The following is a 21,212-nucleotide window of genomic DNA, read 5'->3' on the forward strand; positions in this document are numbered from 1 at the left end:
CGTCCATCAAAAAGCTTGACGATGCCGTCAAGGAAATGAATTAGCCACGCGTCACACATTGGAGTAATCCCGTCTCAAATAATAGTGAAAGACGGGAAAATTCATGGCCACCGATGCGGTGAAACCGGAAATCAAGAACAATGACGCTGTCCGCGGCTTCGGCTTCGCGATGACGGCCTATCTCTTCTGGGGCATTCTGCCGCTTTATATGAAGGCGCTGGCACACATTCCGGCTTTCGAGGTCATCGCCCATCGCATCGTCTGGTCGGTTCCCGTCGCCGGCGTCGTGCTGCTGGCGCTGGGGCGCCTGGGTGACGTGAAGGTGGCGTTTCGCAACCCGCGGACAATCGCCATGGCGTCGCTGACGGCAGCGCTCGTCACCATCAACTGGGGAACCTATGTCTGGGCGATCGGGGCCGGCCATTCGCTCGATGCTGCCCTCGGCTACTTCATCAATCCGCTGTTCAGCATCGCGCTCGGCGCGATCCTGCTCAAGGAAAAGCTGGCGCCGACGCAGATCGTCGCGATCTGCCTTGCAGCCGCCGCCGTCATCATCCTGACCGTCAAGGCCGGCACGCTGCCTTGGGTCGCGCTATCGCTCACCTTCTCCTGGGGCTTCTATGCCTTCTTCCGCAAGACGCTGCCTGTTGGAGCCAATCAGGGCTTCTTCATCGAAGTGCTGCTGCTCTGCATTCCGGCAGCGCTCTACATCCTCTATCTGGAGGCGCGCGGCGAAGGCCATTTCTATCAGACAGGCCTTTCGGATACCGCACTTCTGCTCGGCTGTGGGCTTGTGACGGCGCTGCCGCTGATGATCTTCGCCAACGGCGCGAAGCTTCTGAGAATGTCGACCATCGGCATCATGCAATACATCGTGCCGACCATGGTCTTCTTGATCGCCGTCTTCCTGTTCAAGGAGCCCTTCGGCACGACGCAGTTGATCGCCTTTTCGCTGATCTGGGCCGGTCTCGCGCTCTACAGCTGGTCGATGCTACGTCAGAGCAGAGAGCGCTAACCCGCAGGTATGGTTAGCAAATCTTTAATCAAAGCTTGGAAATGACAGCCTCTTCGCCGCCACGGTCGCCGCGTGTCTCGGCGGCGTGCTTGCGGATTGCCGGAATGATATCGGCCACCTTGTCGATGACGAGCGGCTGCACGCGATGGGTCGTATGAACGAAGCCCTCTTCCGTCATATGGCGGATGAGTTCCATCATCGGGTCCCAGAAGCCGTTGATATTGGCGAAGACCATCGGCTTTTCGTGACGACCGAGCTGGCCCCAGGTCATGATCTCGACGATCTCTTCCAAAGTACCGATGCCGCCGGGCAACGCCACGAAAGCGTCGGCGCGCTCGAACATACCGTGTTTGCGCGTATGCATGTCCGGCGTTATGATGAGTTCGTCGAGTTGACCGAGCGAATGGCGCGTCGCTTCCATATCGACGAGAAATTCCGGAATGATGCCGGTGACCTGACCGCCGTGCGATAGCACGCCGCTCGCGACAGCGCCCATGATGCCCTTCGTTCCGCCGCCATAGATCAAACGCAGGCCGTTTTCGGCAATGCTTTTGCCCAGCTCGCGGCCGGCGGCCATATGGGAGGGATCGCGCCCCGGCCGTGAGCCGCAATAAACGCAAATGGATCGAATTGGCGCAGAATCGTCGGTCATGAATGCAAACAACTATGCTGCAGATGCTCAGTCAAGATTTTTCAAAGGAAAACTTGTGTCGGGACATGCGAAAATGGCTGAGAAAGCTTGTAAAAGCAGGCGAAATCGCTAGCAATTTCAGGAGTTGCGACGACTTCGCCGCGTGGAGATGAATAATGATGAAGAACCGTGCCGGTTGGCTGGCTCTGTTGGTGTTGGCAGTTGCGACCCTGTTGATGGTCTTTTTTGTGATGCCACGCATCAACGGTGACAAGACACCAATCGGCAACGTCGTCAATCAGGCCGGCGACGCGGTGAAGAATACGATCGAGGAAAACGCGCAGAAGGCTGGAGACGCTACACAAAAGGCGACCCAGAATGCCGCATCGACCGCCGTCAACACTGCGGATCTGGGTAAGAAGCTGACCGAGCTGACGGGTGCGGCAACCGCCTCGCTGGCTGATTTGAAGGCGCTCTTCAAGGACGGCAATGCACCAGCCCAGGATGTCTTCACGGCTGCGAAGACAAAAGCGATTACCGCGCTGCAATCGATCGTCGGCTTTGCGCTTCCCGAAGGGATCGACGCAACAACGACAGGGATCGTGAAGAAGGCGCAGGACGGTGCAGGCAAGGCGCTCGCCATCATCCAATCTCTCCCCGATAACGCTGCAGAAGCCAGTGCGGCGATCGACCAGGCTTTCGCAGCGCTGACCGGCCGACCGGCGCCTGAGGCCAACGCTGCTGTCAATCCTCGCGTACCATCATTCGACGTATTGCGCGTCGAGCCGGACGGCTCGACGGTTATCGCTGGTTCGGCCGAGCCGAATGCCAAGCTGGAAATCGTCGACGGCGAAAAGGTCGTCACGACAACCAATGTCGGCCCGAGCGGCGACTTTGCCGCCGTCCTCGACAATCCGCTACCGCCCGGCGACCATGAATTGGTCCTGCGCGCCACCGGCAAGGACGGCAAGGCTGTCAATTCCGAGGAAGTCGCCACCGTCTCAGTACCGAAGGACAATTCCACCCAAGTTCTCGCGATGGTGTCGAAGCCAGGCGCTGCAAGCCGCATCATTACTGCGCCATCCGCCAAGCAGGGCCGCGTGACTTCCGGCGAACAGGATGCGTCGGCAGCCACGACAGATGCCAAGCCGCAACAGGATGGGACCGCAGTGGCATCCGCCAACCCCGCAGCCGGTGCAACAACGTCGCCGGGCGCAAAGGCGGATGCAGGCCCGGATGTGATGGTCAACGCCGTCGAGATCGAAAACGACCATATCTTCGTTGCCGGCACCACGAAGCCGAACGCCAAGGTCCGCGCCTATGCCGATGACAAGCTCATCGGTGAGAACGTTGCTGGCGCGGACGGTCATTTCGTCGTCGACGGACCGATGCCGCTTGCCGTCGGCGATCACAAGATCCGCGTCGATGTGCTCGATGGAGCCGGCAAAGTCGTCGTGCGCACCAGCGTCAATTTCACCCGCCCCGAAGGCAATCAGGTGACAGTCGCAGCGCAGACGCCCACCGCCGCCAATGGTCAGGCGCAAGCGACCACAGCAAACATGGTGCCGCTCGACGAGGGCGAGCTTGCCAAACTCAAGGAAGGCGCCGGAAAGGCTTTTGCGCTGCTCAAGGGGCTCTTTACGGACGGCAAGCAGCCGAATGTGGAACAGCTTGCCGCGGCGCGCTCCGGCACGGAAATCGCACTGAAGTCGCTCTCGGAATTCCGTCCGACGATCAACGCCAGCGCTGCGCTCAAAAAAGCTGCGGCCGATGCCTCCAGTGCTGCCGCCAAGGCGCTCGCTACTCTGGTCGCCCTACCGAAAGACCCGAAGTCGGTCGGTGCCGCGCTGCCCGGCCTGGAACAGATGATCGCCGTCATCACTGCGCCCGCCCAGGCGACGCCAGTGCAACCGAATGCGGAAGTCTCGTCCAGCGACAACGGCCCGAAGACTCTCGAACAGGCGCCGCTTTCGCAGGATACCAATGCCGTCATCATCCGCCGCGGTGATACGCTGTGGCAGATCTCGCGCCGCATCTACGGGGCCGGCGTGCGCTATACGACGATCTATCTGGCCAACGAGGACAAGATCAACAATCCGGACCGGATCTTGCCGGGCCAGGTCTTTGGCCTGCCGAAGGACGCTCTTCCGAATGCCGAGGAGCTGCACCGCAAGCGGCTTTCAGGCGAGCACCTCTAGCGCCACAAGACTTCTTGCAAGCGATACGTCGGCCAGGCGCGCAACGTCTGGCCGATGCTTTTATGCGGGATAAAAATAGTATAAGCGTCGCGCGACCCCCATCGCCTTCACGCGGCGGCTCCGCCTCGGCGTGCAAAGGCTTTCCCAGCCGGGTTGCCGATAGTTTTCGATGCCTGGCTGCATCATTTATTCTCCGGAGACGGACATGGCAGACCGCAAGAAGACCATATCGGCGGATTCCAGCAATCCATTGAACACGATCGTCAACCTCTGGCCCTATATGTGGCCGAGCGGGCGCATGGATCTGAAAATGCGGGTGGTCTGGGCGACGGTCTTCCTGCTGGTCTCGAAATTCTTCCTGCTGCTCGTTCCCTATTTCTTCAAATGGTCCGTCGATGCGCTGAACGGCAAGCTCGACATGCAGGGTATCCTGCCTGCTTTCATGGTCGGTGCCATCGCCTTGATCGTCGCCACGAATGCGACGCGCCTTATCCAACTCGGCCTCAACCAGCTGCGCGACGCGCTGTTTGCGAGCGTCGGCCAATATGCCGTTCGCCAGCTCGCCTACAGGACCTTCGTGCATATGCACGAGCTGTCGCTGCGTTTCCATCTGGAGCGCAAGACGGGCGGCCTCTCGCGCATCATCGAACGCGGCACCAAAGGCATCGAGACGATCGTCCGCTTCACGATCCTCAATACCTTTCCGACCTTCATCGAATTCCTGCTGACCGCCATCATCTTCTGGCGCGGCTACGGCTTTTCCTACCTCGCGGTCACGGCCGTCACGGTCTGGCTCTACATCTGGTTCACGGTCAAGGCGAGCGACTGGCGCATCTCCATCCGCCGGACGATGAACGACAGCGACACGGACGCCAACACAAAGGCGATCGATTCACTGCTGAACTTCGAAACCGTGAAATATTTCGGTAACGAGGAGATGGAGGCCAAGCGCTTCGATCAGTCGATGGCGCGCTATGAGAAAGCCGCAACCGGCGTCTGGACCTCCCTCGGATGGCTGAATTTCGGCCAAGGCGTGATCTTTGGCCTCGGCACGACGGTCATGATGGTCATGTCCGGCTGGTCGGTCCTCAACGGGCATCATACGGTTGGCGATTTCGTCTTCATCAACGCCATGCTGCTGCAGCTTTCGGTGCCGCTCAACTTCATCGGCTTCGTCTATCGCGAAATACGCCAGGGCCTGACCGACATCGAGGAGATGTTCGATCTGCTCGAAGTCAAGCCCGAGGTTCTCGACGCACCCGATGCCAAGGAGCTTGTCATCGGCAATGGCGCGATCGCATTCAAGGACGTGCATTTCGCCTATGATCCGGCGCGACCGATCCTGAAGGGCATTTCCTTCGAAGTGCCCGCCGGCAAGACGGTCGCCGTCGTCGGGCCTTCGGGGGCCGGAAAATCGACGCTGTCGCGCCTGCTCTATCGCTTCTACGACGTGCAGAGCGGTACGATCACCATCGACGATCAGGATCTGCGAACCGTCACGCAGAAAAGCCTGCGCAAGGTCATCGGCATGGTGCCGCAGGATACCGTGCTCTTCAACGACACCATCGCCTATAACATCCGCTACGGCCGTCCGGGCGCGAACGAGGCGGAAGTGATGGGAGCGGCCGAGATCGCCCAGATCGGCGAGTTCATCCGCAACCTGCCCGAGGGCTTCGAGACCAAGGTCGGCGAACGCGGACTCAAACTGTCGGGCGGAGAGAAGCAGCGCGTCGCAATCGCCCGCACAGTTCTGAAATCGCCGCCGGTTCTGATCCTCGACGAAGCGACCTCGGCGCTCGATACGACGACAGAGCGCGAAATACAGGCCGCCCTCGACGTCGTCTCCAAGAACCGCACGACGCTTGTTATCGCGCATCGCCTATCGACCGTCATCGGCGCAGATGAGATCATCGTGCTGAAAAGCGGCGTCATCGCGGAGCGCGGCACGCATGCCGAGCTTCTGGCGCAGAACGGGCTTTACGCGTCCATGTGGAGCCGCCAGCGCGAGGCGACGCAGGCCGAGGAGCATCTGAAGCAGGTACGCGAGAACGACGATCTGGGCGTTGTCGACCGATTGGCGCCCGCAAGCTGAGAAAGCCCGCGGAGCGCCGCGTTCCGTGACCCATCGCAGGCATTGGGGCGTAGTGGTTATGCACCGTTGGCTGTCACGAGGTTGAGATAACAGCTTGCTACGTACGGCTCTCACATAATGGGAGCCCCAAATGCGTACTTTTGCCAAAGCTTTAAGCCTGCTGCTCGTCGTCGGCCTCGCCTCGCCGGTTTTCGCCGAAGATGCCAAGCCCTTCTCCGATGCCAAGGAGATCAACCTCCTCGATCTGCTGCCGCCCCCGCCCGCCAATGATTCCGCGCAGATGAAGGCCGAGCTCGGCGAAATCCTGACGATCCAGGTAACGCGCACGCCGGAAATGGCCGCTCGCGCGGTGGCCGACGCCGAAGAGAATGTCTGGCGCTTCTCCGACGTCATCGACAATCCGAAGTTCACCAAGGAAAACCTGCCGAAGTTCTCGGCCTTCTTCGATCGTATCGTCGAGACCGAAGGCGCCGTCGTCGACCCGGCCAAGGATGTCTGGAAGCGTCCCCGCCCGCATCTCTATAGCGATCTCGTCAAGCCGATCGTGCCCCTCTCCAAGTCCGGCTCCTATCCGTCCGGCCACACCACGCTCGGCACGCTGATGGGCATCGTGCTTGCCAACATGGTGCCGGAGAAGCGTGCCGTCATCATGGCCCGCGCCTGGGAATACGGCCACAACCGCGTCGTCGGCGGCATTCACTACGCTTCCGACATCGAAGCCGGCCGCATTGCAGGCACCGTCATCGCCGAGACGATCATGACGCATGACGATTACAAGACCGAGTACGAAGGCGCCAAGGCAGAATTGCGCGCCGCTCTCGGCCTTTAATTTCCAATCTCTGACAGACATGGAAGCCGCTGGATAACTTCCGGCGGCTTTGTTTTTTCCTCCCCGTCACCCCGCAGGAACGCAAGGCCATCAAGAATTTGCATCTCACAGGACACCTCCCAAAAACATCATGTGGTTTGCGGCCGGGTGAATCCCGCGTATATGCGGGGCTGCGCGACGAAGGAGGCTGAGCCATGGCAGATGGGGTAATTCATACGAAAACCGATCTCGCCCGGCGGATTGCCGAGGTGGCGATGTTACAAGGCGAATTCGAACTCCGTTCGGGTCAGATCTCCAACCGGTATTTCGACAAATATCGCTTTGAAGGCATGCCTTCGCTGCTGAAGCCGCTTGCGCGCGCCATGGCCGATCTCATCCCGGCCGAAACCGAAATCATTGCCGGCCTGGAATTGGGAGGCATCCCGCTGGTGACGGCAATCTCACTTGAGACCGGCCTTCCCGCCGCGTTCGTCCGCAAGGAAGCAAAGACTTACGGGACCTGCCAGGCAATCGAGGGGCAAGACGTTTCCGACCGCCGCGTAACCTTCATCGAGGATGTGATTTCGACGGGTGGTGCGGTAAAAGATGCCTATCACTTGGCAATCGGCTCGCAGGCGCAGATTCTTGCCGTCATCTGTGCGATCTGGCGTGGAGATGGTGCGCCCGCGATCCAGGGCCTTCCCCTCCTTTCGGTCTTGCCTGTCTTTACGAGAGCAGATCTGGAAAACGCCCTGTAGGCATCCGTATCGGCTAAGAATAGGATTGCGTTGGGGGCGAGCGTGCGAAAGCATTGCCCATGACAGAGTTTGCCTGTAGTCACGCTCAACTGGTAATCAGAGCAAGACCGCTTATCTTGTTCTCATTCTTTTGACTGGCATGATCTTGCCGGAGAACCGGAGCCAGGTTCTTGGCGGGGATGCCCTAACGGAGTAGGCCATAGATGAGCTTGATGAACAGCGTACGCAACGTCATCGTTCCCGTACACAAGGAGGGCTATCCCTTCGTTGCAGGCTTCTTCGTCGCGTCGCTGGTGCTTGGTTGGATCTTCAAGCCGCTCTTCTGGATCGGCCTGATCCTGACGCTCTGGTGTGCCTATTTCTTCCGCGATCCCGAGCGCATGACGCCTCAGGACGATGATCTGGCGATATCGCCTGCCGACGGCAAGGTTTCGAGTGTGCAGATGGTGGTGCCGCCGGCCGAGCTCAACCTTGGCAGCCAGCCGATGCTGCGCATCTCGGTCTTCATGAACGTCTTCGATTGCCACGTGAACCGTTCGCCGATGCGTGGCCGCATCACCAACGTCGCCTATCGCCAGGGCAGCTTCCTCAATGCCGAACTCGACAAGGCCAGCGAACAGAACGAGCGCAACGGCCTCGTGATCGAGACGAAGCATGGCGAGATCGGCGTCGTGCAGATCGCCGGCCTCGTTGCCCGCCGCATTCTTTGCTTCGTCCATCCGAACGAGCCGCTGGATGCCGGCGAGCGCATCGGCCTCATCCGCTTCGGCTCGCGCCTCGATGTCTTCCTGCCGGAAGGCGCTTCGCCGCGCGTTGCCGTCGGCCAGCGGGCGATCGCCGGTGAAACCGTCATTGCCGAATTCGGCTCGGCCAAGGGCGCAACCATTAGCCGCCGCAGCTGAACCCGAGAGCATTTCCGTCCTAAACGGAGGTACGGAAATGCTCTATACCATTGTTTTCACGCAATTCCGGACGCAAAGCCGCTTCGCACTTTTGCTGGAATTGCTCTAGGAACACGAGCGAGATGAAAACGCCTTTTCCGCCTTTCGAGCCGCATGGGCCTAACGACGAAGCGCGCGGGCCGCGACTACGGGAAATTCCGTTGCGGCTGATCGTGCCGAACATGATCACCGTGCTGGCGATCTGCTCGGGCCTGACGGGCATTCGCCTCGCTTTCGAAAGCCGCTACGAGCTCGCCGTTGCCGCCGTATTGGTCGCAGCCTTCCTCGACGGCATCGACGGGCGCGTCGCCCGGCTGATGAAGGCCACCTCGAAATTCGGCGCGCAGATGGATTCGCTCGCCGATATCGTCAATTTCGGCGTTGCCCCGGCACTCGTCGTCTATGTCTTCCTGCTCGACCAGGCCCGCTCTCTCGGCTGGATCGCGGCGCTCATCTACACGATCGCCGCCGGCCTGCGGCTCGCCCGCTTCAACGTCATGGCGGAGCGCGAGCATAAGGCCTCCTGGCAATCGGAATATTTCGTCGGCGTACCGGCGCCTGCTGGCGCCATGCTGGTGCTGCTGCCTGTTTATCTCGGCTTTCTCGGGTTGACGCCGGACCGCACCTTCGCGCTATGGGGTGCAGCCTATACGGTTCTCATCGGCTTCCTGCTGGTCAGCCGTCTGCCCGTCTGGTCCGGTAAATCGGAAGGCAACGGCGTAAGGCGCGACCTGGTGCTGCCGATCATGCTCGGCCTCGTCGTCTATGTCGCACTGCTGATGAGCTATACTTGGCATGTCATGGTCGTGACCGTCGTCATCTATTTGCTGTCCCTGCCCTTCGGCGCACGCTCCTGGGCGAAGAAATACGGCACCTACACCATCAATGGCCCCGCCGATCCCAATGTCGACGATTCCAACGACGACATTGGTCGTCACATCTAGGGCCGGCGTATCAAACCGCTGCGCAACGGCCCTCTGGCGGCACCGCCACACTGCAACCGCAAGTCTGTAAGTCTTCCTTACCAATCAGGGGTGTGACGATCGGTTGCCGGCGCAATGGGAAGCCCGCTCAGCGCGATATTTTCGCGGATTCAAACATTGCGGCAGTGCGGATTCTACACGAGGTTTCGGCGCTAATCTCTCGAAATATGGTCGTTGTTTACAAAAGCTGATTGGAAAACGCCTTCGATTTGTCATGATTTACGACAAAAAGCACTACTCGACTGTGAATCGAAAAATGCTCCGGGGGAGCATGGTGAGGAGTGAAACATGACGCAGAAGAAAGACCAGCCGGCACAACCGCAGGCAAAGATCGATCCCAGCAAGCATTATCGTCCGCTGGGCCTGAAAGCCGTTCTTGCAGCGCATCTGATGCTGAAGACGAAGCCTCTCAAGAAGAAGATCGCCTGAGAATATAGTTCTGCCCGCCGCCGACCAATACCGGCAGGCAGCATTTCCGGTTACTGGCCGCCGAATGGCGGCCGCTCAAAGAAGGCTTAGCTGACCATCTTCCGGATCCGCCTTCTTCGGCGGTTTCCTGACCGGATCGAGCGCCACGGGTGTCTGCACCTCCGGCCCCATGTTGGCGACCTTGTTGACGCGATCCGAAACCGGGATCGCCTCGAAGAAATCCTCCTGGACCGGCTTCATCAGATCAAGGACATCGCGCGGTTCCTGTGTCTTGCAATCCAGCCAGCGGGCGAAATCCTCCGGCTTGATGACAACAGGCATGCGATCATGGATGGAACGGATGGCGCTGTTTGCCGCCGTCGTCAGGATCGCACCCGTATCGACTTCCGAACCGTCGGCGGACGACCATGTTTCCATCAGCCCTGCGAAAGCGATGACGCCGCCACTGCGAGGGCGAATCCAATAGGCCTGCGACTTCTCGCCGCTTTCCTTCGAAGGCCGGTACCATTCGTAGAAACCGGATGCCGGAATGAGGATGCGGCGATGGCGCATGGCAGCGCGAAAGGAGGCCTTGCCGATCGCGGTTTCCGATCGCGCATTGATCAGCAGCGGAAATTCCTTGGGGTCCTTCACCCAGTCGGGCATGAAGCCCCAGCGCACGAGCAGGGCTCGACGATCCGGCAGGTTGCTGCCCGGTTGCTGCCTGTCACCCGAAATGACAACGAGGATCGGCTGGGTCGGCGCGATATTGTAGCGCGCTGGAAAACCGTCATTCAGCAGGACGCCGAGCGCTTCCCCCACCTGGTCTGCCGTCGATGTCAAAGCGAAACGTCCGCACATGAGGCCTGTGTTGCACCCGCAAGGCGCCGGGTCAAGCCTGGGGTCAGCCGCGCGGGCCGAAGAGAATGATCCCCGCACCGACGAGGCAGATGACGGCGCCCGAAATATCCCATCGGTCCGGCAGCCGCCCTTCGGCGAGCCAGAGCCAGAGAATGGAGGCAACGATATAGACGCCGCCATAGGCGGCAAAAGTGCGCCCGGCCGCCTCGCTCGGCACCAGTGCGAGCAGCCAGGCAAAGAGTGCGAGCGAGACAAGGCCGGGTGCCAGCCACCAGACGGACTTCGACAGACGCAACCACGCCCAGAAGGCAAAGCAGCCGGCGATTTCGGCCAGAGCCGCCAAAGCATATAGCCCGTAGATCATCCCCGATCGTCCCCATAGTCGGCGCATTAAGAATCGTCGCCTTAGCCGGGAGCGAGTTAAGGGGCTTTCCCGCGGGACAGCAAGCGCCGTTTCCTGTAGACATTGGTCGCGAATGGCTCCTCGCCATTGCGCATCGATCTCCCTATCCGAATGCAAAGCGATCCATGACCACTCTTCCGCGCCCGGCCTCCTCCGCCATTCTCCAACGCAACGGTCGCTTCCTGCTGGTGTTGCGCAGCAACCCGCCATCCGCGGATATGTATGCCTTTCCGGGTGGACGGGCCGAAGAAGGTGAGACGCCGGCCGATGCAGCACTGCGCGAATTCAAAGAGGAGACAGGCATATCAGCCCGCAATCCCCGGCTGTTCGAGACCTACGATCTACGCTCCCACGCAGCAGACGGAACGCTGACGAGCCATTTCCTGCTCTCGGTCTTCCTCGTGGATGCCGACGAGGATGCGGTCGCCGAAGCCGCCGACGATGCGGCTGATATCGGCTGGTACACGCTTGAGGAGGTGCGCACCCTTCCCGTCCCGGCCAGCGTGCTCGAATGCGTGGAACGACTTGCTGCAGAAAACGCATAGCTCGGCCCCTGAAATTAACGATGCTGAGCAATATCGGCGTGGAAACCACCTCTACCGCCTTGTTCACGTCATGCTTGTCCGCTCAACATGGTTACATGAATCATAACAGCCTTGGCCGACCGCTTCTGATCTGCATCGCGCTTGCCGCAGCCTTTCCCGCTGCAGCACAGCCGGCGGCAAGCGCACCACCGGCACAGGCGGCCGATAATGCGAATGCCGAGCAGCCTGCGCCCTATGACGAGCAGCTCTCCCGGCTTTCCGAAATTCTCGGCTCGATCGATTATCTGCGCAATCTGTGCAGTCCGACACGGGAAGACGGATGGCGCGGCGACATGCAGCACTTGCTCGACACGGAAACCAAGAGCGAGCCGAAACGAAAAGAAAGGCTCACTGCGGCCTTCAACCGTGGATATCGGTCCTTTGCATCGGTTTACACGAATTGCACGCCGCAGGCCCGCATCGCGGAAGAGCGATACCGTAACGAAGGTGCAACACTGGCGACAGAAATCACCGCACGCTTTGGAAATTGACGATTTATTAACCTCTTTTCATAGCGAGCCGTGTCGTTTTGGGAAAAGGCTGATAGAGTTATTAAGCAAGTGGTAAGGACATGAACGTCTCGAGGAAAGAAACAATGGAAACCAGCCTGAACGAAATCGACGACATGATCGTTCATGAAAAGATGCAGGCAGCGCTGGAATACCAGAATGAAGCTTGGGCCGACGGCATGGCAGATGGCATCGAGCCCGAAATCATCGCCGATGCAGCCATTGCCCATGCGATTCGCGAGACGATCCGGATTCAAGGGGAACAAGGCGCCGAGGCCTTGCTCGAATCGCTGCGTGAACGCATGCTGGCTGGCGAATTCTCTCCGAACCGTACCCTGCAATAACACTCAGAGATTGCTTATGCGTATCTTTCCAGGCAATGCGCTCACCTGTTCCATTGCCTCGTTTGCTGCCGTAACCCTGTTTTTGGGCAGCACGGCATTGCCGTTACCGGCCAATGCCTTTTCCCAGCTCAATCCGCCAGCCCCCCAGGCGAAAGATACAGCACAACCCGCACAGCAGAAGAACGAAAAGCCGATCGAGCAGGCGCTGGAAGCACCGGCAAATAACGCGCTGCCAATGCCTGATCCGCTGATCAACAAGCAAGCAGGCCAGAACAGCGGCGATGCTTCGAACACGAAGAAATCGGTCGAATTCCTCTACGATATTGACAAGGCACCGGAGCCGGTAAAGAAGCTCCGCGCGGCGATCGTCGAGGCTGCTGCTTCCGGTGATCTCGAGCGCCTGCGTCCGCTGATGAATATCGGAGCCGGCCTGAAGCAGACGCAGGTCACCGCCGACGATCCCGGCGAAGATCCGATCAAGACGCTGCATGATCTTTCGGGCGATCCCGACGGCATCGAGATCCTGTCCATCCTCCTCGACATCATGTCGACCGGCTTTGCCCATGTCGGCCAGGGAACCCCAGACGAGGTCTATGTCTGGCCCTATTTCGCCGAGAAGGACATCAAGACGCTCTCCACGCCGGAGAAGGTCGATCTGATGCGCATCGTGACGGCCGGCGACTATGCCGACATGCTGGAATTCGGCGGCTATAATTTCTATCGCGTCGGCATCACGCCGGACGGCCGGTGGAAATTCTTCACCTCGGGCGAATGATCCGGAAGGGGAACTTGCGGTTCCCCGTCGAAGGCCCTACCTCTGAGTGCCGGAGCATGTCGCGTAAAAGTGCGCAGCGGTTTTGCGGCAACGACATGCGCAAAATCAAAACCTTAAAGCGCACGAAACGAACCTTAGAGGTCGTGACGTGCTTTAAGGCCAAATCAGCGGAACCATCATGCCAGCCGTATTCCTGAGAGAGCGCTCCTTCATCCGCATCACCGGCGCGGAAGCGGAGCCGTTCCTGCACAATCTCATTACCACCGATCTCGCCTCGCTCGGCGCCGACGAAGCGCGCCCGGGCGCGCTGCTGACCCCGCAGGGCAAGATCCTGTTCGACTTCATGATCTGGCGGGACGGACCCGGCTTTCTGCTCGAAACCGACGCGACGCAGCGGGAGGGCCTGCTCAAGCGGCTCACCATGTACCGCCTGCGTGCCAAGGTCGATTTCGCCGTGGAAGACACCCAGGGCGTCACGGTGGCGTGGGGAGATGCTGCAAAAGACAGCCCCAAGGATAGCCGCTTCGCCAAGGCGGGCATTGTCCTGGCACGCACGCCGGGCGACCATGGCGGCGATCCCGAGACACTCTATGATGCGCTGCGGATCGCCAACGGCATCGCCGTTTCCGGGCGTGATTTCGCGCTGCAGGATGCGTTCCCGCATGATGTGCTGATGGATCTGAATGGCGGCCTCGGCTTCCGCAAGGGCTGCTATATCGGCCAGGAAGTGGTTTCCCGCATGCACCATCGCGGCACGGCGCGCAGGCGTGTCGTCATCGTCAACGGCAGCTCTGAATTGCCACCTTCCGGCACGGAATTGACTGTCGGCAGCAAGCCGATCGGCACGCTCGGCTCGACCGCCGGCAATATGGGCCTTGCTATCGTCCGCATAGACCGGGCCGGCGAAGCCATTGCCGAGGAGGCTCCGATAAAGGCTGGCGACGTCAGCGTCACCGTCTCTCTTCCAGCCTGGTCCGGCCTCGTCTTCCCCACCCGCGCCGATGAGGCGTCGGCATGATATCGGCCAAGACGGCGCGTGCCTGGCAACGCATGCTCTCCGGGCGCAGGCTCGACCTGCTCGATCCCTCGCCGCTCGATGTCGAGATCGGCGACATTGCGCATGGGCTTGCCCGTGTTGCCCGCTGGAACGGGCAGACCTCCGGCGATCACGCCTTTTCCGTGGCCCAGCACAGCCTGGTCGTGGAGGCGATCTTTCGTCACCTCAATCCGGCAACACCCGACGAGCTGCTTGCCGCATTGCTGCATGACGCACCGGAATATGTCATCGGCGACATGATCTCGCCGTTCAAGTCCGTCGTCGGCGGCGACTACAAGGTCGTGGAGAAGCGGCTCGAAGCGGCCATATACCGACGCTTCACCCTGCCCCCGCATTGCGCGCCCAAGCTCAAGGAAAAAATCAAGAGAGCCGATACGATCTCGGCCTATTTCGAGGCGACGCTGCTTGCCGGATTCTCGCCCGATGAAGCCCGCAAATTCTTCGGCCAGCCGCGCGACATCACGCGCGAGATGCTGCCGATCGATCCTGTGCCGGCGATCGAGGCGCAGCGGCTGTTCCTCAGCCGCTTCGAGGCGATCGAGGCGGAGCGCGCCGCTATAAGGATCGGCGCATGACCACGATCGTGGTGTCCCCGCTCGCGCGCATCGCCGAAATGGCCGTTCGGCATGGCGCACGCGAAATGATCAGCCTGATGGCCAAGGAGCAGAACTTTCACCGTCCCGCCGTCATCAAAGCGGAGCGGCATCTGCTACTCAATATGAACGACATCAGCTTTGCCGGCACCGGCGATCTCGTCGCTCCTCAGGAAACGCATGTTCGCGCCATTATCGATTTCGCTACCGGTTGGGATCGAAGCGCGCCTTTGCTCATTCATTGCTGGATGGGCGTCTCACGCTCGCCGGCGGCAGCGCTGATTGCCGCTTTGGCCATCCGCCCGGGGGAAGACGACCTAGTGCTGGTGCGCCGCCTGCGCGCAAGTTCGCCATTCGCCACGCCGAATGCACGGTTGATCGCCATCGGCGACGACCTGCTCAGGCGCCGGGGTCGTCTGGTTGCTGCAGTCAAGGAGATTGGCCGCGGTGCGGATGCTGACGGCAATGCGCCCTTCACACTATCCATGGCCAACTAATGCGTTGACACAAAAGACGAAGACCGCTCTCGCGGTCTCCATTCATCCCGTGACAATCGGCTATCGAATTTACGCGGCGACGCCATCCGTCTGACCCAGATCATACTGACCATAGGTGTTCTGATAAAGCGACGACGGATCCTGCATGTCGTTCAGCAAGACGTCGAGCGCCTTATCCTTGGCAAGCGTCGCGGCATCCGTCGGGTTGCTGTCGCTCGTGCTCGGCTCTAGCGACAGCATATCGGCGGCGGAAGCATCCGACGATTTCAGGGCATCCAGACCCTCGGCGAACTGATCCTTGGTCAAGGAGCCGGCGTTTTGCGTATCCAGGCTTTTGAACAGGTTTTCAGCATCGCTTTCGCTCATGTCCTTCGGACGCCCGGCAACGAACTCGTTCTGCGAGATCGTGCCGTCCTGATTGGTGTCGAGGCTGGCAAACAGCTGATCCATAGGGGACACGCTCGAAGAGCCGTCCGTCGACGTGGAACTGCTCGACTGGCTGTTCTGCTGCATCTGCAGCAGCATCGACGCCAGGTTGCCCGAAAAGACGTCCGTGGCGCTCGGATCGCTGCTGCTGTCGCCATTCTCGTCGTTGGCAACGCTCGCCGACAGAAGGCCGGACTGCGCCGCCGCCTCCAGCTCCTGAGCATCCACGACGCCATCCTGATTCTTATCCAAGGGACTATACGAGGCAGCCGTCATGCTGCTTCCGATTGAAGAAACCCCGCTCATCCAAATCTCCTACGGCAAATGCCATCGCGTGGTTGATAGACCCCGGCACGCTTAGTCATCTGCAAGCAGGATAGGCCGTTTTGCCTCGCGGATTGAGACTGGTGTTAATTCACCATTAACCATAATTGACAGCCATCGAATCATATTGCCGGTGGGCTCTTACGCGGCCGAAACAACTGCTGCTTGAACTTCGGCCGGCTCAATGCGCGAATCATTTTCGCGCTTCTATCGGCCGTCTTCTTATTGAATGACAGCGCATGCCAGGCGTTTGCCGGCACCGCCGACGGGCTGGCTGCGGTAATCGTCGGAATCCGCATGGATCATCAGCGTGCGGCCGCGAATGCCGTTCTTGCCATTCAGCGACACCATGCCGTTGAAGACCTGAGCGCGCAGCTTGCCATCCTGATCGACATATTGGTTTGGCATGTCGCCGGCATGCGGCCCATTAGCCGCGAGGAAGCCATGTTCCGCCTTGGTGGGGTTGAAATGACCGCCGGCGGACTCGAAGCCATGCGTATGGTCGCAAGTGCTGTTTTCATGAATATGGAAGGCAACCCAGCGATTGGCGGGCATGCCTGAGACTTCCATCTCGATCAGCACACCCCTTTTGCCCTCAGTCAACGTCGCCCGGCCGGCCTGTTTGCCGTCGAGGCCGACAAAATCAGCGGTGGCGGTGTTTTGACTTTGGGTTTGCGCGGCCGCAGGCGTCGATGCGGCAAGAGCAAGAATTGCAGCGATCATCATCCGATTCATGGAACACCCTCCCTGTTCTGCGTGGCAATTGCCCAACGCATGGCAGGCATGAGGGTTCCGGCAAATGGAAAAAATGACCCTACATCAAAACGATAACGCGGCTTGCCGGGATGCCGGCAGGCCGCGTTACATCGGATTAAAGGCTTGTCAGGCCGCTACGCTACCGACGTCATATTGGCCGTATGTGCTGTTATAGGCATCCACCGGCGACATCAGATCCAGGCCGAAAGCGATATTGGATTCCGGTGACTTGACCGTGGAGGCGGTATCGGCACTTGGCAATTGCATGAGCTTGGCAATCAAGCCGCTCAAAGCACTGTTTGAACCATTGGCAGTAGCGTCGGTGTTGCTGGCCTCGAGAATGCCGGGGCGCTCGTCCACCGCGCGTTCCTCTTGGCTCAAAAGGCCATCGCCATTCGAATCGAGCCGCGAGAGCGTGCCGCGATACGGGTAAGAGTTGTTGGATACGGAAGAAACATGGGACATACAAACCTCCTTAGGTAGGAGCCGCCTCATGCGACGTCGTTTGTACGCAATACATTCAGAGTTAGACTATGAATTGCTATTAAGCTGCTTCGCGCTGCCGGTAAATACAAATTGTTAATGAGTATTAACCATAGTTCTCAAGTGGTAAATCTGAATTTCCTAATATTTCCTTTGCAATCCTTCGTGAGGGAATCTGGCATAATCCACTGGAATCATAGGGGAATCTGACTATCCAATCTTACCCGGCGAGCGGTTTCGTATATGGTACGGCGGATCGCCCATGGAGAAGACATGATGGAATTGTTACCACTCGTCATCCTGGTCGTCGGCATCCTGGTACTGCGAGGCCACAACCTACGGATAAAGAAGCTGGAAGCGCGCGTTCAGGAGCTGCAAAATGCTCTCGCGGGCAAGGTGCTGGCGGCGGATACGGGCGAATCGGTTCCAGCAACGGATTCGGTGGCTCTTGCTGCCACGCAGCCTATCGAAGACGAGCCGAAAGCCGCGATCGAAGACACCTTTGCGCCCGATATCGTGGAGCCGGCTCTCGCCTCGAACAATGTCGTGGATATGGTCGAGGAAGAGGCGGCGCCTCTCGCCAGTCAGACATCCGTGCAGGCAAAGGAAAGCCTGGAGAGCACGATCGGCGCGCGCTGGGCCGTATGGGTCGGCGGCATCGCGCTGGCGCTCGGCGGCATCTTCATGGTCAAATATTCGATCGAGAGCGGCCTTCTCAGTCCCGGCGTGCGGCTGGTTCTTGCCGCCCTCTTCGGCCTTGTCCTGATTGCTGCCGGCGAAGTGATCCGCCGCCGCGCCGCGCCGGTGCTCAACAATGCTTTCCAGAATGCGATGATCCCTGGCGTGCTGACGGCAGCCGGCGTTGTCGCCCTGTTCGGCTCCACCTATGCGGCGCATGCCATCTACGAATTCATCGGCCCCACGACCGCCTTCATTCTTCTCGCACTGATCTCGCTCGCCACGCTCGGGCTATCGCTGTTGCACGGACAGGCGCTTGCCGGCCTCGGTCTGCTGGCGTCGATGGCAACCCCCGCCCTGATCGCTTCGAATGCGCCAAGTCCGTGGATTCTCTTCGGCTATCTCGTTCTGACCTGGCTTGCGACCCTATTGGCGTCGCGCCTGCGTCGCTGGCTGATTGCCCCCTCCCTCGCGAATGGACTGCTGAGCCTCTGGCCCCTGCTTTACATCACCTTCAGCCCGGCCGTCGATCTGACGCCAGTCACGCTTGCCATGCTGGCGATGGTCGCTGGCACCATCTTCCTCTGGCCGGGACGCTATCCGATCTCCGAAGCAGTACGGGACGACACGGCAACCATGCCGACCGAAGGCAGGTCGCTACGACCTGGCGCCGGCACGGAATGGGCGGAGTTTCTCGCCCGACAGCCGCTCGGCATGACGTTGACCGCCTCTATCGGTGCGCTTGCGGTGTCGCTCTGCCTCATCAACTACAGCCTTCGACAGGGATATCCCATTGTCGACGCCACATTCATGTTCGCGGCGATCGTTGCGGCAGTTGCAGCCTTCGGCGCCGGCCGCCTGCATGCAGCCTGGGCAACGATCCTGTCTGCGCTCATCGCAATCGTCGGCACGTCCGGCATTCTGACCAACTGGATCGCCGGGATCGAATCCACCGGTACAGATGGAACCGCCAGTCTGCAGAGCACGGTGCTCTATGAGGTACTCGGCCTCGGCGCCCTCTTCGTGCTGATTGGCGCCTTCTTCCTCAGGCGCTTCGCCGCGCAGGAAAAACCCTATGCCGCGCTTTGGAGCCTTGTGATGGCCGCCACGCCGCTGGCGATCGCAACGATCAGCTTCGTCAACTTCGGCAACTGGACGCTCGACTGGCTGCATGGGCTCTACGGCATCGGACTGGCCGTCGTACTGATCGCGCTTGCAGAATGGCAAGATCGCCACGAGGACGAAGGGCTGAACCTGCCGACGAACATTCTTGCTGCCGGCTCCTTCGCCGCCGCCGTCTTCGCCCTGCATACGCTTGCGCATCACGCCACGGCGACGATCCTGCTACCTGTTCTCGGTATCGTCTATCTGCTGGCGGGACGTCTGCGCAATTGGCTGGTTCTGCCGTGGGCAATGGTTGCCGCGCTGATCATCGCCATGGCGCGCATCGCCTGGCAGCCGACGATCGTCGATCCCTCGGAGCTCGGCACGACCCCGATCTTCAACATGCTGCTTGCCGGCTACGGCATACCGGCGGCGCTTGCCGTTTGCGCGGCTTTCATCACCCGCCATTCGCCTAGCCTGCGGCTGCGCAATGCCTTACAAGCGCTTGCCTGCTTCCTCGTGCTGCTGACCATCGCCATCCTCGTACGCCATGCCATGAACGGCGGCGTCCTGAACGACGCGGTCCCGACGCTCGGGGAACAGTCGATCTACACGCTGCTGGCGATCGGTGCCTCCGCGACGCTGATGGCGCTCGATCTGAGCGCGGCAAGCCCCGTCTTCCGCTATGGTGGCATGGCGCTCGGCGTCATTTCGGTCGTCATGATCCTCACTCTGCATCTGCTGGGGCTGAACCCGTTCATCACGGGCGAGAGCACTGGCGGTATCCCGCTCTTCAATCTCCTGTTGCTTGCCTATCTTCTGCCCGCCGTCGCCTATGGCGGATTGGCGCTCTTTGCCCGCAACCGGCGTCCCCTGCCCTATGTCAGCATGCTGGCCGTCGCGGCGGCCGTCATGGCCTTTGCATGGGCAACCTTGTCGGTACGCCGCCTCTGGCAGGGTGAATATATTCCCTTCTGGAACGGCTTCATCCAGGGCGAGCTCTATTCCTATTCCGTCGTCTGGCTGCTGATCGGCATCGCGCTTCTCGGGCTCGGTGCCCGCTTCGAGGCACGGAGCCTGCGCATCGCCTCGGCGGTGCTGGTCTTCATCGCCGTCGTCAAGGCCTTCCTGATCGACATGGCGAACCTCGAAGGCTTCCTGCGGGCGCTGTCCTTCATCGGCCTCGGCGCCGTGTTGATCGGCATCGGCCTGTTCTATCAAAAGATCCTGACACGCAAGAAGGCGACGGAGTGATTGCGGCGAATCCATTCGCCCGGTAGGAGGGGAGAACCTGCCGACTGATCACTCCGGAGCAAGCGCGACAATGAATACCGACAGGATGGCCCAGGCCTTCGCCCCGTTCGAAGCACTGGCTGCGGATCTCATTCCCCATGCCGCCGATGGCGATGACGGTTCGCACGATATTGCCCATATCCTGCGTGTCTTCCGTAACGCCATGGCCATTCAGGCCGAGGAAGGCGGCAACGCCCGAATTCTCGCCGCCGCCGTGCTGCTGCATGACTGTGTTTCCGTCGAAAAGAATTCGCCGCATCGCGCGCAGGCATCGCGGCTTGCGGCTGAAAAGGCTTCGGGCATCCTGCGGCAACTCGGCTGGGCTGACGAAGATGTTGCGGCGGCGGCGCATGCGATCACCACGCATAGTTTCTCCGCCAACCTGCCGCCGGAAACGCTGGAAGCGAAGATCCTGCAGGATGCCGACCGGCTGGATGCGATCGGCATGGTCGGCGCAGCACGCTGCTTCTACATTGCCGGGCGCCTCGGCTCCGGCCTCTACGATCCGTTCGATCCGCTTGCGGCAGAGCGGCCACTCGATGATAAGCGCTTCGCCATTGACCATTTCGAGACAAAGCTGTTCAAACTGGCGGATGGATTCCAGACCGAGACCGGGGCCAAGTTTGCCAAAGCGCGGCATGACCGGCTGAAAACCGTGCTGGCAATGTTCATCGACGAAATCTGAGGGCCA

The 21,212-nt window shown here is 60.2% G+C and carries 23 protein-coding genes; 17 read left to right on the forward strand and 6 right to left on the reverse strand.

Going from position 1 to position 21,212, the window contains the following annotated elements; translation table 11 throughout:
* The first annotated feature begins 103 nt into the window (after positions 1–103).
* A complete protein-coding gene (gene rarD / locus AC13Q5_RS03860) occupies positions 104–1,015 on the forward strand; it encodes an EamA family transporter RarD (RefSeq protein ID WP_075852141.1) in 912 nt (303 codons plus the stop codon).
* A gap of 28 nt (positions 1,016–1,043) precedes the next feature.
* Here rarD and AC13Q5_RS03865 read toward each other — a convergent pair whose 3' ends face one another.
* Complete coding sequence (locus AC13Q5_RS03865; RefSeq protein WP_457878038.1) at positions 1,044–1,667, reverse strand: LOG family protein; 624 nt, start codon at positions 1,665–1,667, stop codon at positions 1,044–1,046.
* A gap of 155 nt (positions 1,668–1,822) precedes the next feature.
* Here AC13Q5_RS03865 and AC13Q5_RS03870 point away from each other — a divergent pair, with 155 nt between their 5' ends.
* The 7 genes from AC13Q5_RS03870 to AC13Q5_RS03900 all read left to right on the forward strand — a co-directional run bounded on the left by AC13Q5_RS03870 (position 1,823) and on the right by AC13Q5_RS03900 (position 9,855).
* A complete protein-coding gene (locus tag AC13Q5_RS03870; RefSeq protein WP_488500881.1) occupies positions 1,823–3,844 on the forward strand; it encodes a LysM peptidoglycan-binding domain-containing protein in 2,022 nt (673 codons plus the stop codon).
* Between the two features lie 205 nt (positions 3,845–4,049).
* Positions 4,050–5,936, forward strand: coding sequence for an ABCB family ABC transporter ATP-binding protein/permease (locus AC13Q5_RS03875; RefSeq protein ID WP_488500882.1), 1,887 nt, complete (start codon positions 4,050–4,052; stop codon positions 5,934–5,936).
* 130 nt (positions 5,937–6,066) lie between these two features.
* Entirely contained in the window at positions 6,067–6,765 is a 699-nt protein-coding gene (locus AC13Q5_RS03880; protein ID WP_075852137.1) for an acid phosphatase, read from the forward strand.
* 194 nt (positions 6,766–6,959) lie between these two features.
* On the forward strand, positions 6,960–7,502 hold the full coding sequence (gene pyrE / locus AC13Q5_RS03885; RefSeq protein WP_143525391.1) for an orotate phosphoribosyltransferase: 543 nt from the start codon (positions 6,960–6,962) through the stop codon (positions 7,500–7,502).
* 203 nt (positions 7,503–7,705) lie between these two features.
* Positions 7,706–8,404 (forward strand): phosphatidylserine decarboxylase, encoded by a 699-nt coding sequence (locus AC13Q5_RS03890; protein ID WP_075852136.1) that lies wholly within the window; start codon positions 7,706–7,708, stop codon positions 8,402–8,404.
* A 122-nt stretch (positions 8,405–8,526) separates the two neighbouring features.
* Complete coding sequence (gene pssA / locus AC13Q5_RS03895) at positions 8,527–9,387, forward strand: CDP-diacylglycerol--serine O-phosphatidyltransferase (RefSeq protein WP_075852135.1); 861 nt, start codon at positions 8,527–8,529, stop codon at positions 9,385–9,387.
* A 327-nt stretch (positions 9,388–9,714) separates the two neighbouring features.
* Positions 9,715–9,855, forward strand: a complete 141-nt coding sequence (locus AC13Q5_RS03900; protein WP_015339320.1) for a hypothetical protein — start codon at positions 9,715–9,717, stop codon at positions 9,853–9,855.
* A gap of 75 nt (positions 9,856–9,930) precedes the next feature.
* On the opposite strand, the gene AC13Q5_RS03905 is transcribed toward AC13Q5_RS03900, so the two are convergent.
* The gene (locus tag AC13Q5_RS03905; protein WP_488500883.1) at positions 9,931–10,695 is read right to left on the reverse strand and encodes an SOS response-associated peptidase; all 765 of its coding nucleotides are present in this window, start codon (positions 10,693–10,695) and stop codon (positions 9,931–9,933) included.
* Positions 10,696–10,738: 43 nt separating this feature from the next.
* Complete coding sequence (locus tag AC13Q5_RS03910; RefSeq protein ID WP_075852133.1) at positions 10,739–11,059, reverse strand: YnfA family protein; 321 nt, start codon at positions 11,057–11,059, stop codon at positions 10,739–10,741.
* A 164-nt stretch (positions 11,060–11,223) separates the two neighbouring features.
* On the opposite strand from AC13Q5_RS03910, the gene AC13Q5_RS03915 reads away from it, so the two are divergent.
* The 7 genes from AC13Q5_RS03915 (at position 11,224) to AC13Q5_RS03945 (ending at position 15,457) form a co-directional block, all read left to right on the forward strand.
* A complete protein-coding gene (locus tag AC13Q5_RS03915; RefSeq protein ID WP_075852132.1) occupies positions 11,224–11,643 on the forward strand; it encodes an NUDIX hydrolase in 420 nt (139 codons plus the stop codon).
* 95 nt (positions 11,644–11,738) lie between these two features.
* The gene (locus AC13Q5_RS03920; RefSeq protein ID WP_488500884.1) at positions 11,739–12,173 is read left to right on the forward strand and encodes a TIGR02301 family protein; all 435 of its coding nucleotides are present in this window, start codon (positions 11,739–11,741) and stop codon (positions 12,171–12,173) included.
* Positions 12,174–12,277: 104 nt separating this feature from the next.
* Complete coding sequence (locus AC13Q5_RS03925) at positions 12,278–12,535, forward strand: hypothetical protein (protein WP_034507811.1); 258 nt, start codon at positions 12,278–12,280, stop codon at positions 12,533–12,535.
* Positions 12,536–12,551: 16 nt separating this feature from the next.
* Positions 12,552–13,310, forward strand: a complete 759-nt coding sequence (locus tag AC13Q5_RS03930) for a hypothetical protein (RefSeq protein WP_488500885.1) — start codon at positions 12,552–12,554, stop codon at positions 13,308–13,310.
* Between the two features lie 178 nt (positions 13,311–13,488).
* Complete coding sequence (gene ygfZ, locus AC13Q5_RS03935) at positions 13,489–14,328, forward strand: CAF17-like 4Fe-4S cluster assembly/insertion protein YgfZ (RefSeq protein ID WP_488500886.1); 840 nt, start codon at positions 13,489–13,491, stop codon at positions 14,326–14,328.
* A complete protein-coding gene (locus AC13Q5_RS03940; RefSeq protein WP_075852129.1) occupies positions 14,325–14,942 on the forward strand; it encodes a YfbR-like 5'-deoxynucleotidase in 618 nt (205 codons plus the stop codon). The genes ygfZ and AC13Q5_RS03940 overlap by 4 nt, the downstream gene beginning before the upstream one ends.
* On the forward strand, positions 14,939–15,457 hold the full coding sequence (locus AC13Q5_RS03945) for a tyrosine phosphatase family protein (RefSeq protein WP_488500887.1): 519 nt from the start codon (positions 14,939–14,941) through the stop codon (positions 15,455–15,457). Before AC13Q5_RS03940 ends, AC13Q5_RS03945 begins: the two co-directional genes overlap by 4 nt.
* Before the next feature lie 69 nt (positions 15,458–15,526).
* Here AC13Q5_RS03945 and AC13Q5_RS03950 read toward each other — a convergent pair whose 3' ends face one another.
* The 3 genes from AC13Q5_RS03950 to AC13Q5_RS03960 form a co-directional block, all read right to left on the reverse strand.
* Entirely contained in the window at positions 15,527–16,159 is a 633-nt protein-coding gene (locus AC13Q5_RS03950; protein WP_244557782.1) for an EF-hand domain-containing protein, read from the reverse strand.
* A 270-nt stretch (positions 16,160–16,429) separates the two neighbouring features.
* Positions 16,430–16,942: a superoxide dismutase family protein gene (locus AC13Q5_RS03955; protein ID WP_488500888.1), complete on the reverse strand. Its 513-nt coding sequence runs from the start codon at positions 16,940–16,942 to the stop codon at positions 16,430–16,432.
* Positions 16,943–17,089: 147 nt separating this feature from the next.
* A complete protein-coding gene (locus AC13Q5_RS03960) occupies positions 17,090–17,428 on the reverse strand; it encodes a hypothetical protein (RefSeq protein WP_488500889.1) in 339 nt (112 codons plus the stop codon).
* Between the two features lie 294 nt (positions 17,429–17,722).
* Here AC13Q5_RS03960 and AC13Q5_RS03965 point away from each other — a divergent pair, with 294 nt between their 5' ends.
* Complete coding sequence (locus AC13Q5_RS03965; protein WP_488501161.1) at positions 17,723–20,482, forward strand: DUF2339 domain-containing protein; 2,760 nt, start codon at positions 17,723–17,725, stop codon at positions 20,480–20,482.
* Between the two features lie 70 nt (positions 20,483–20,552).
* The gene (locus AC13Q5_RS03970) at positions 20,553–21,206 is read left to right on the forward strand and encodes an HD domain-containing protein (protein WP_425298672.1); all 654 of its coding nucleotides are present in this window, start codon (positions 20,553–20,555) and stop codon (positions 21,204–21,206) included.
* Positions 21,207–21,212 lie beyond the last annotated feature (6 nt).

It is taken from the genome of Martinezella sp. CNPSo 3964 (assembly GCF_057784375.1).